Below are 9446 nucleotides of genomic sequence, written 5' to 3'. Positions count from 1 at the left end.
GGGGGAGGGGGAGAAGACATCGGGGAGATGCGCAGCAGAGATGCGAGGTTGATCGGCGCCGCCGGTGAGGTGGTCGGGCGACCACGGGCGCAGCGCACCCGTCAACCGCGCGGCAGCACCCGGCCCGGACCGTCGCGGGGGGACGGTCGATACCGTGGCGCGGTGGACCTCCAGCACTACCGGGCACCGGCCTTCACCGACGGCAACGGGCTGCTGCGGCTGATCGGCGAGGCCGTCGACCTGCTGCCCGCGCTGCCTCCGCCCGACCCCGACGACCGCTACCACGCGCGCAGCCTCACCTCGGTGTGGTTGGCCGGGCTCAGCCAGACCAGCCGCCGCGGCTACTACCAGGCGCTCGGCTCGTGGTTGGCGTGGTGCGCCGAGCACGGGGTCGACCCGCTGGCCGCGCGCAAGGCCGACACCGACGCGTGGAAGACCGGCATGACCGCCACCCGCCGCGACGAGCAGGGCAGGCAGGTGGCGGTGGCGCCGTCACGGGCCACGACGGCGAAGCGGCTGGCGGTGGTGTCGTCCTGGTACCGGTACCTGATCGCCAACGAGGTCGACGTGCGCAACCCCGCCGCGGCGACCGAGCGGCCGCGGGTCTCCCGCGAGTCCACCACCACCTCGCTGACCGTGGAGGAGATGGTGGGCTTCCTCGACTGGCTCCTCGCCCGCGCCCGCCGCCTGGGCACCGAGACCGCCTGGCGCGACGCGGCCCTGCTCACCGTGCTGTTCAGCATCGGCCTGCGGGTCACCGCCGGGGCCACCGCCCGCGTGGAGGACCTGCGCCACACCGCCGGCTACACGGTCCTGCGCTACCGCCGCAAGTCCCGCGGCGACGCCGACGACTTCGGCCGCAAACCGCTGCCGCCGCACGTGGTGGAGGTGATCACCGAGTACCTGCGGGTCCGCGCCGAGCGCGAGGGCGTCGCCGTGTCGGACCTCGGCGGCTACCTGTTCGTCTCCACCCCGCACCCGCACCTGCCGCAGTACCGGGGCGGGCAGCCGCTGGGGCAGAACGACATCGACGCCAAGATGCGCGACCTGGCCCGCCAGGCCGGGCTCACCTGCTGGCGCACCCTGAGCCCGCACTCGGCCCGGCACACCGCGGGCACCGCCGCCCTCGCCGCCGGGGCCACCCTGGAACAGGTCCGCCGGATGCTCGACCACGCCACGGTGACCACCACCCAGCGCTACCTGCACGACCACGACGACCTGGCCAACAGCGCCGTCTGGCACCTGTCGGAGGCCATCGCGCGCCAGCGCAGGCGCTAGGGCCTGTCCTCAAAGCCGACCGCCTGAAAACCGCAGGCCCGGCTACGAAAATGCCCGGGTGGGTGGATGTGTTTGGCCGGGGGTGGCGATCATGTGCAAGCCTGCCTGGGCTGTGGGGCATCTCTTCAGCCCCACTCGGTCACACTGGGCACATGATCGCCATAGGGGCCCCGGCCAAACACATCCACCCAGCCGGGCACACCAGCAAAATCCCGGGCTTCGAGGACACGACCTAGGCCGCGTCCTGCTTGTGGTGTGGGTGCCCGGCCGGCGGTTGCGAGGGTCGTCGCCGCTGAGCACATCCACCCACCCGGGCATTCGCTCGCCGGGCCTGCGGTTTGTCGGGTGGCTGGGCGGCTTTGCGGACCTAGTCCGCGGTGCTCGGGAGTGCGGCCTGCTCCGGTGCCCGGAAGCCGCCGATCCTCTGCTCAAGCAGTTCGGCCAGCCGCAGCGGGGTGCGGTCCTCGAACATCGGGCCGATGAGCTGCACCCCCACCGGCAGGCCCTCGGGGGACCGGCCCGCGGGGACGGCGGTGGCGGGCAGGCCGGGCATGGTGGCCAGCCCGGCCCAGACGAGCTGGTCGAAGTACGGGTGCTCGGCGCCGTCGATGTCGATGCGGCGTTGCAGCAGGTCGGGGCTGTGGTCGTGGGGGAAGGCGGGAGTGGGGGTGATCGGGCACACCACGGCGTCGAACTCGGTGAAGAGCTGCCGCCAGCGGTGTCGGTGCAGCTCGCGGCGGTTGTTCACCTCCAGCCAGTCGCGGTGGCTGAACACCATGGCGCGCAGCCGCGCCGCGTCCAGGCCCCGATCGTCCGCGCCCAGTGCGGCGGCGAGCACCTGCAACTGCTCGTAGGCCTCGGTGGGGAAACGCGCGACGGTGCCCGAGAACAACAACTGCATGTAGAGCGTCGCGGCGTCGGTCAGATCCGGCAGCAGCGGACTGCGCCGTTCGACGCGGGCGCCGCCGTCGGCGAGCGCGTCGGCCACCCGGTGCACACCCGCGCGCACGGCCGCCCCGGTCGGGATGAGCGGGTGCTCGTCGAGGACCAGGACCCGGAAGTCGGCGAGCCGTTCGTGGCGGGCGGGTGGCAGCGCCACGTCGTAGGCGATGCCGTGGGTCAGCGGGTCCGGTCCGGCCATGACGTCGAGCAGGAGCGCGAGGTCGCGGGCGGTGCGCGCCATCGGACCGACGACGGCGAGGTCGAGGTCGACCGGCAGGGCCTGCGCGGGCGGCGCGACCATGCCGCGGGTCGCCGCCAGACCGAGTGTCGGCTTGTGCGCGTAGACGCCGCAGAAGTGCGCGGGGGTGCGCAGCGAACCGGCGAGGTCGGAGCCGATGGACAGCGCACCGAACCCGGACGCCAGGGCCGCCGCCGACCCGCCGGAGGATCCGCCCGACGTGCGGTCGTGGTCCCACGGGTTGTTGGTGGTGCCGTGGATCTCGTTGAAGCTCTGGATGTCCTGAAGCCCCAGCGGGACGTTGGTCTTGCCCAGCACCACCGCGCCCGCGGCCTTGATCCGCGACACCTGCACCGCGTCCTCGGCGGGCACGTGGTCGCGGTGGTGCGGCATGCCCCAGGTCGTGGGCAGCCCGGCCACGTCGTAGCACTCCTTGACCGTCACCGGGACACCGAGCAGCGGCCGGTCCTCACCGCAGGCGCGCGCCCGGTCGGCGCCGCGCGCGGCGGCCCGGGCGCGGTCGAAGTCCGGCACGCAGATCGCGTTGATCGCCTTGTCGTCGCGCTCGATGCGGGCGATCGCCTCGTCGGTCAGTTCCACCGAGGTCACTTCACCGGCGCGCAGCGCGGCCGCGAGTTCTTCGGCCGAGCGGAGGTTCCATTCCATGGATTCGACGGTATCGACCTGCCCTAGAGGGCATAAAATTCTATTTCGCACAATGGATCACCAGGTCACGGGCAGGGCGTGGTGCCGGTCCTCATTGGTCGGTGCGGGTTCCTGAGATGACTGTGGCGTAGCGGTTCTCGTCGTGGTGGATGGTCGCGGTGAGTCCTGCCGCGTGGAACGCCTCGGCGGTCAGGGTGGACTGGGCCTGGCTGGTTTCGACCAGCAGGTGACCGTCGGGGGCCAGCCAGTCGCGGGCGTGGGCGGCGACGCGGCGGTGCAGGGCGACGCCGTCGGGGCCGCCGTCGAGGGCCAGGTGGGGTTCGTGGTCGCGGGCCTCGGGGGGCATCAGGGTGATCGAGTCGGTGGGGACGTAGGGGGCGTTGACGGCGAGGACGGTGATCCGGCCGCGCAGTGCCGGGGGGAGGGCGTCGTACAGATCGCCCTCGTGGACGTCCGGGAGGGTGCGGGCGGCGCAGGCCACGGCGGCGGGGTCGAGGTCGGCGGCGTGGACCTCCACCCCGGGGACCCTGGCCTGCAGGGCGATGCCGACGGCGCCGCAGCCGCAGCACAGGTCGACGACCAGTGAGCCCGGGGTCAGCAGGGGCGCGGCGAGTTCCACCAGGAACTCGGTGCGGCGGCGGGGGACGAACACCCCCGGGTCGACCGGGACGCGCAGGCCGTCGAAGGCCACCCAGCCCAGCAGGTGCTCCAGGGGTTCGCCGTCGACCCGGCGGGTGACGAGGGCGTCGAGGTCGGCCGGGGTGGGGGCGGCGGCGAGGAGCAGGGTGGCCTCGTCCTCGGCGAACACGCAGCCCGCCGCCCGCAACCGGGTCACCACCGCCTGCAGCATCAGGCCGCCCGAGCCGGGGTCGGGAACAGCGCACCGGCCCGCGTCGGGCGGTCGGTGAGCGGATCGGGCAGGTCCGGCACGGCCACTCCTCACGGGCGGAAACCCGTGAACCCTACTGCGGCTCCCCCGCCGGGGTCGTCGCGGTTGCCGGGGGCACGTCCTGCATCAGCGTCGGGCGGCGCATCCACACACCGTGCGGGCGGGCCAGCAGGTCCTCCAGCGGCTCCGGTTTGCCCAGGTGGAAGCCCTGCGCGACGCGTACCCCCAGCCGCGAGAGCGCCTCGACCTGGGTGGCGCGCTCGACCCACTCGGCCACCACCGACAGGCCCAGGCCGCGGGCGATGTCGACCAGGCCCTGCACCAGCACGGTGTCGCGGGAGCCGTAGTCGATGCCGTGGATGAACTCGCCGTCGATCTTGAGGCCGGTGATCGGGAGTTGCTTGAGGTGCACGAACGAGCCGAACCCGGAGCCGAAGTCGTCGAGGGTGATGCGGCAGCCGGAGGCGCGTAGCTGCTGGGCCAGCGACCGGGCGGCGTCGAGGTTGGTGACGGCCGCGGTCTCGGTGATCTCGAAGCCCAGCCTGCCCGGCGCCACCCCGGCGGCGGTCAGCCGATCGAGGACGAAGTCACCGAAGTCCTCGTCCTCCAGGGTGCGGCCGGAGACGTTGACGTTGAACCGCAGACCCGGGTACGGGTGCTCCACCAGCGTCTGGATCGCCTTGTCGGCCACCCACCGGTCGATCTCGAACACCAGGTCCGAGCGCTCCGCGGCGAGCAGGAACTCCCCCGGGCCCAGGCGCGGCTCGCGGCCGTCCTCCAGGCGCAGCAGCAGCTCGTGGCCGATGACCCGGCCGCTGCCCAGCTTCACCATCGGCATCGCGTGCAGCACGAACCCGCCGTCGCGCAGGGCGGCGCGGACCCGTTCGACGACGGTGACCCGCAGGGCGGTGTCCTGGTAGTGGCCCTGCTCGTAGACGGTGACCCGGTTGCGGCCCGCCGCCTTCGACGCGTACAGCGCCATGTCGGCGTTGGCCAGCACCTCGTCCCAGCCCACCCCCGCCTCGAACATGGCGATGCCGATGCTGACGGTGATGCGGCTGGCCCCGGCGACCCCGGACATCGGGATCGCGGCGATGGCGTTGCGCAGCCGGTCGGCCGCGGCGACCGCGGCCCGCTCGTCGACGTCGGCGAGCACCGCGGCGAACTCGTCGCCGGACAACCGGCCCAGCACCTGCCCGGAGCCGATGCGGTCGCGCAGCAGCGACGCCAGGGTGCACATGACCCGGTCACCGGTGGGGTGCCCGTGCAGGTCGTTGATGTCCTTGAAGTGGTCGAGGTCGAGCAGCAGGAACGCCCCGCGCGCCCCCAGCGCGAGCTGCCGCTCCAGCTCGCGGGTCAGGGCGCGGCGGTTGGGCAGCCCGGTCAGCGGGTCCTCGTCGACCAAGCGCAGCAGCTCGTCCTGGTGCTTGGCCAGCCCGGCGTCACCCAGTTCGCGCTTGCGCCACCGGGTCACGTCGGTGACCCGGTAGAGCAGTTGCTCGTCCTCGGCCTTGGTGCAGCGGATCTCCAGCCACCGGTGCCCGGACCCGTCCGGGCGCGGCACCGAGATGACGGTGTCCTCGCTGTCGGAGCCGTCCTCGGGCGGGCAGTCGGGGGCGCCCGCCAGCAGCGCGGTCAGCGACCGGCCCGTGCACTGCTCGGTGGTCATGCCCAGCAGGTCGCTCATGGCCGGGTTCGCCCACCGCACGTGCGCGCGCAGGTCGGTCAGCGCGAAGGCGGTGTCGGTGGTGTCCAGCACCGCCGACGGGCTGTTCGCAGGGGGCGTCACCCGACCTCCCTCACCCGTTGTCGTGGGGACATGCGCACGAAGCGTAGTGGACCGGTCCTGTTCAGCGCAGTCGCTCGAGCCCCTGCGCGTTGGAACCGACACGCTCGGCGAGTATCCGCAGCTCAGCGGCCCCGGCCCCGTCGTCGACCGCGGTCACCACGTCCTCTGCGGCGCAGCGCAGCCGGAACAACCGGTCCTGCAGGTCGGACAGTTCCGCCGCCGAGAGGACCACCGCGTCCTCGGGCAGGCCGCCGCGCTGGACCTGGGTGCGGCGCTCGTAGGCTCGCTGGCGGCAGGACTGGGCGCAGTAGCGGCGCGGGCGCCCACCGGTGGCGGCCCCGGTGATCTCGCGCCCGCACCACCCGCAGTGCCGCGGCGCGCCCCGGCGCCCGGACGCGGCTGTCGGACCGGTCATGTCCCGGGACGCTAGCCGACACCCGTGCGCCACTCCCGAGCCACGCCGCTGGGGCACACTCGACGGGTGTCCACCGACCCGCGCACCCACGGTTTCCTCAGCGGCCCGCACCCCCGGGCGTTCGTGCACCGGGGCTGGCACCGCGACGACCTCGCGGGCCTGGAGAACTCCCTGCCCGCGTTCCGCCGGGCGGTCGCCGAGGGCTACCACTACCTGGAGACCGACGTGCACGCCACGAGCGACGGTGTGGTGGTGGTCCACCACGACGCGGTGCTCGACCGCACCACCGACGGCCGCGGCCCGATCGCCGCGCAGACCTGGGAGCGGGTGCGGGCGGCGAACATCGGCGGCCGGGAGCCGGTGCCGACCCTGGCGGAGCTGCTGGCGGCGGTGCCGGGGGCGCGGCTGAACATCGACCTGAAGTCCGACGCGGTGGTCGAACCGGCCCTGGAGGTCCTCGCCGAGGCCGACGCGTGGGACCGGGTGTGCCTGGCGTCGTTCTCCGAGGCGCGGATGGCGCGGGTGCGGGCGCTGGCCGGGCCTCGGGTGCTCACGTCGATGGGGGTGCGGGCGATCCTGGGGTTCTGGGTGGGCAAGCGGGTGCCCGCGCGGTTCTCCCGGCCGGCTACCCGGCCGCTGGTGGCGCAGGTGCCGGTGCGGCAGGGCCCGCTGACGGTGGTCGACGCCCGGATGGTGGCGCTGGCGCGGCGCCGGGGCGCGGAGGTGCACGTGTGGACCATCGACGACGCGCCGAGCATGCGCGCGCTGCTGGACCTGGGGGTCGACGGGCTGATGACCGACGACCCGGCGGTGCTGCGCGACGTGCTCGTCGAGCGCGGGCTGTGGGCCACCGCCTGAGCGGACCCGGGCGGCTCAGGGTCGCGGCGGCGGGGTGCCCTCCCACGCCGCGCGCCAGGTCTTGGGGCCCAGTTGGCCGGAATCGGTGATGCCGTTGGCGCGTTGCAGGGCCAAGACCGCGGTGCGGGTCTCGGCGTAGTAGCAGCCGGTGCCCTCGAAGTGGTAGCCGTGGGCGTTCATCCGAAGCTGCCAGGGGCGCAGGTCCGGGTCGCAGTCGCCGTAGGTGAAGACCTTGCCCGGCCACGGGGGTGCGCCTGCAGGCGCCGGGGCGGGGGTGGCACCGCCGCCGATGTAGGCGGATTCGGCGTAGGTGGGGACGCGTTTGCTGCGGGCGTCGCCGTCGGCGCGCAGGCCCAGGGTGCCCGCGCACGTCCACGGCTGCCAGCCGCGCATCCGGTACAGGTACAGGGCCCGGTAGTCCTGTTCGGCGGGGGTGGCCTGGTGCGGGCTGCCGGTGCCGCCGACGCTGCGCCAGGTGGGCAGGTCGAACTGGTAGGCGCCGTAGTAGCCGTTGCCGGTGTTGGTGGCGTAGCGGCCGCTGGACTCGCATTGCCGCAGCCGCGCCCAGTCCCGGGCCGGGGGGTCGGCGGCGGCCTGACCGGCGGGGACCACCGTCGCGGCGCCCACGGTCGTCAGCACTGTCAGCAGTCTCGGCAACCCGCGCGCTCCAGCCATGATCGACGACGGTAAGCGGCGCTCCCACTGTCCACAATCGCCCCACCGGTCACACATACCTCACCGGTTGTCCGTCTCGCCGCGACCTGTCATCCCATCCAGCGATGGGCCATTCGGTGGGTTTGACGTTGGGCCGAACGGTCGTAGCGGGTGAACGTTCGGCGACGGGTCCCGCTCCGGCGTGACCGCCGCCACCGGGCAACCCGTACTCTCCGCCTGCACACGAGCACGGCGGAGGCGGTTTTGAGCATGGTCGACGACAGCACCCCCGACGCGGGCGAGGCGGGGGCCCGCCGCCGCGAGCAACGCGGGTGGTGCTGGTACGACTGGGCGAACTCGGTGTTCCCCACCTCGGTGACCACCGTGTTCGGCTCCCTCTACCTCACCGAGGTCGCCGCCACCGCCGCCCAGTCCGACACCGCGCTCAACGGCACCCGCGCCTGCCAGGACGCCGCCGGGGAGAGCGACCGGCTCAACAACTGCGACATCACCCTGCTCGGCCTGCACTTCCCGGCCGGGTCGCTGTGGGGGTACCTGCTCTCCATCGCCACCGTCATCCAGGTGCTGATCGTGCCGCTGATGGGCGCCATCGCCGACCGCAGCACCAACAAGAAGCCCATGCTGGCCGCGTTCGCCTTCGGCGGGTCGATCGCCACCGCGGCGATGGCCCTGGTCGGCGGCGGCGCCTGGGGGCTGGGGGTGGTGCTGTTCATCCTCGGCAACATCGGCTACGGCACCTCGGTGGTCATCTACTACTCGTACCTGCCCGAGATCGCCACCGCCGACGAGCGCGACCGGCTCTCCACCAACGGCTGGGCGTTCGGCTACCTCGGCGGCGGGGTGGCGCTGGCCATCCAGCTCGTGGTGTACCTGTTCCGCGACAGCCTCGGCATCACCGCGGGCAACGCCGCGCAGATCGCGTTCGTGACCTCCGGGATCTGGTGGTCGCTGTTCACCCTGATCCCGCTGCGGCGGCTGCGCGGGCACCACGACCGCGCCGACCTGCCGCCCGCGCGGGGGTCGGTGGTCACCGCCGGGTTCCGCGAGCTGCGCGACACCCTGCGCCACGCCAGGGCGTTCCCGCTGACCCTGGCGTTCCTGGGCACCTACCTGATCTACACCGACGGCATCGCCACCGTCGCCAACGTCTCGGCCCAGTACGGCAGCGAGGAGCTGGGCTTCGAGGCGGAGGTGCTGATCACCACCATCCTCATCGTGCAGTTCGTGGCGTTCTTCGGCGGGGTGCTGCACGGGCTGGTGGCCAGGCGCATCGGCGCCAAGAAGACGATCATGGCCAGCCTGCTGGTGTGGGTGCTGGTGATCGGCGCGGCGTACTTCGTGCAGGCCGGGCAGGCGTTGCAGTTCTACGCCCTCGCCGGTGGCATCGGCCTGGTGCTCGGCGGCACGAACGCGCTGTCACGGTCGCTGTTCAGCCAGATGGTGCCCCCGGGCAAGGAGGCGCAGTACTTCTCCGTCTACGAGATCGGCGAGCGCGCCACCTCGTGGCTGGGCCCGCTGGTGTTCGCGGTGATGGCCTCGACGACGGGGTCCTACCGGTACGCGATCATCTCGCTGGTGATCTTCTTCTTCGTCGGGCTGGTGCTGATGTACTTCGTGCCGGTGCGCCGCGCGATCGCCGCGGTGGGCAACAAGGCCCCGGAATTGCTCTAGGGGCTCCCGGCACGGGCAACCCGGT

Annotated in this window: 8 protein-coding genes; 3 read left to right on the top strand and 5 right to left on the bottom strand. The window is 73.0% G+C overall.

Features of this window, described 5'->3' with window-relative positions:
- Positions 1-162 precede the first annotated feature (162 nt).
- A complete protein-coding gene (locus L6E12_RS35500) occupies positions 163-1278 on the top strand; it encodes a tyrosine-type recombinase/integrase (RefSeq protein WP_236229929.1) in 1116 nt (371 codons plus the stop codon).
- A 367-nt stretch (positions 1279-1645) separates the two neighbouring features.
- On the opposite strand, the gene L6E12_RS22640 is transcribed toward L6E12_RS35500, so the two are convergent.
- From L6E12_RS22640 to L6E12_RS22625, 4 genes are all read right to left on the bottom strand, one after another.
- Complete coding sequence (locus L6E12_RS22640) at positions 1646-3124, bottom strand: amidase (protein ID WP_236229928.1); 1479 nt, start codon at positions 3122-3124, stop codon at positions 1646-1648.
- Between the two features lie 91 nt (positions 3125-3215).
- Positions 3216-3974: a putative protein N(5)-glutamine methyltransferase gene (locus L6E12_RS22635; RefSeq protein WP_236229927.1), complete on the bottom strand. Its 759-nt coding sequence runs from the start codon at positions 3972-3974 to the stop codon at positions 3216-3218.
- 112 nt (positions 3975-4086) lie between these two features.
- Complete coding sequence (locus L6E12_RS22630; protein WP_236229926.1) at positions 4087-5802, bottom strand: EAL domain-containing protein; 1716 nt, start codon at positions 5800-5802, stop codon at positions 4087-4089.
- Positions 5803-5863: 61 nt separating this feature from the next.
- Positions 5864-6217, bottom strand: a complete 354-nt coding sequence (locus tag L6E12_RS22625) for a hypothetical protein (protein WP_236229925.1) — start codon at positions 6215-6217, stop codon at positions 5864-5866.
- Positions 6218-6283: 66 nt separating this feature from the next.
- Between L6E12_RS22625 and L6E12_RS22620 the strand changes: the two genes are divergently transcribed.
- Entirely contained in the window at positions 6284-7075 is a 792-nt protein-coding gene (locus tag L6E12_RS22620) for a glycerophosphodiester phosphodiesterase (protein WP_236229924.1), read from the top strand.
- Between the two features lie 15 nt (positions 7076-7090).
- Here L6E12_RS22620 and L6E12_RS22615 read toward each other — a convergent pair whose 3' ends face one another.
- Positions 7091-7750 carry a transglycosylase family protein gene (locus L6E12_RS22615; protein WP_236229923.1) on the bottom strand — a complete coding sequence of 220 codons (660 nt, stop codon included), beginning with the start codon at positions 7748-7750 and terminating at the stop codon, positions 7091-7093.
- A gap of 249 nt (positions 7751-7999) precedes the next feature.
- On the opposite strand from L6E12_RS22615, the gene L6E12_RS22610 reads away from it, so the two are divergent.
- Complete coding sequence (locus L6E12_RS22610; protein ID WP_236229922.1) at positions 8000-9421, top strand: MFS transporter; 1422 nt, start codon at positions 8000-8002, stop codon at positions 9419-9421.
- Positions 9422-9446 lie beyond the last annotated feature (25 nt).

This window comes from Actinokineospora sp. PR83, from assembly GCF_021056305.1.
Lineage (GTDB): Bacteria > Actinomycetota > Actinomycetes > Mycobacteriales > Pseudonocardiaceae > Actinokineospora > Actinokineospora spheciospongiae.
Note: the sequence above shows the minus strand (reverse complement) of the source record. Positions and strands in the feature narration are given on the sequence as shown.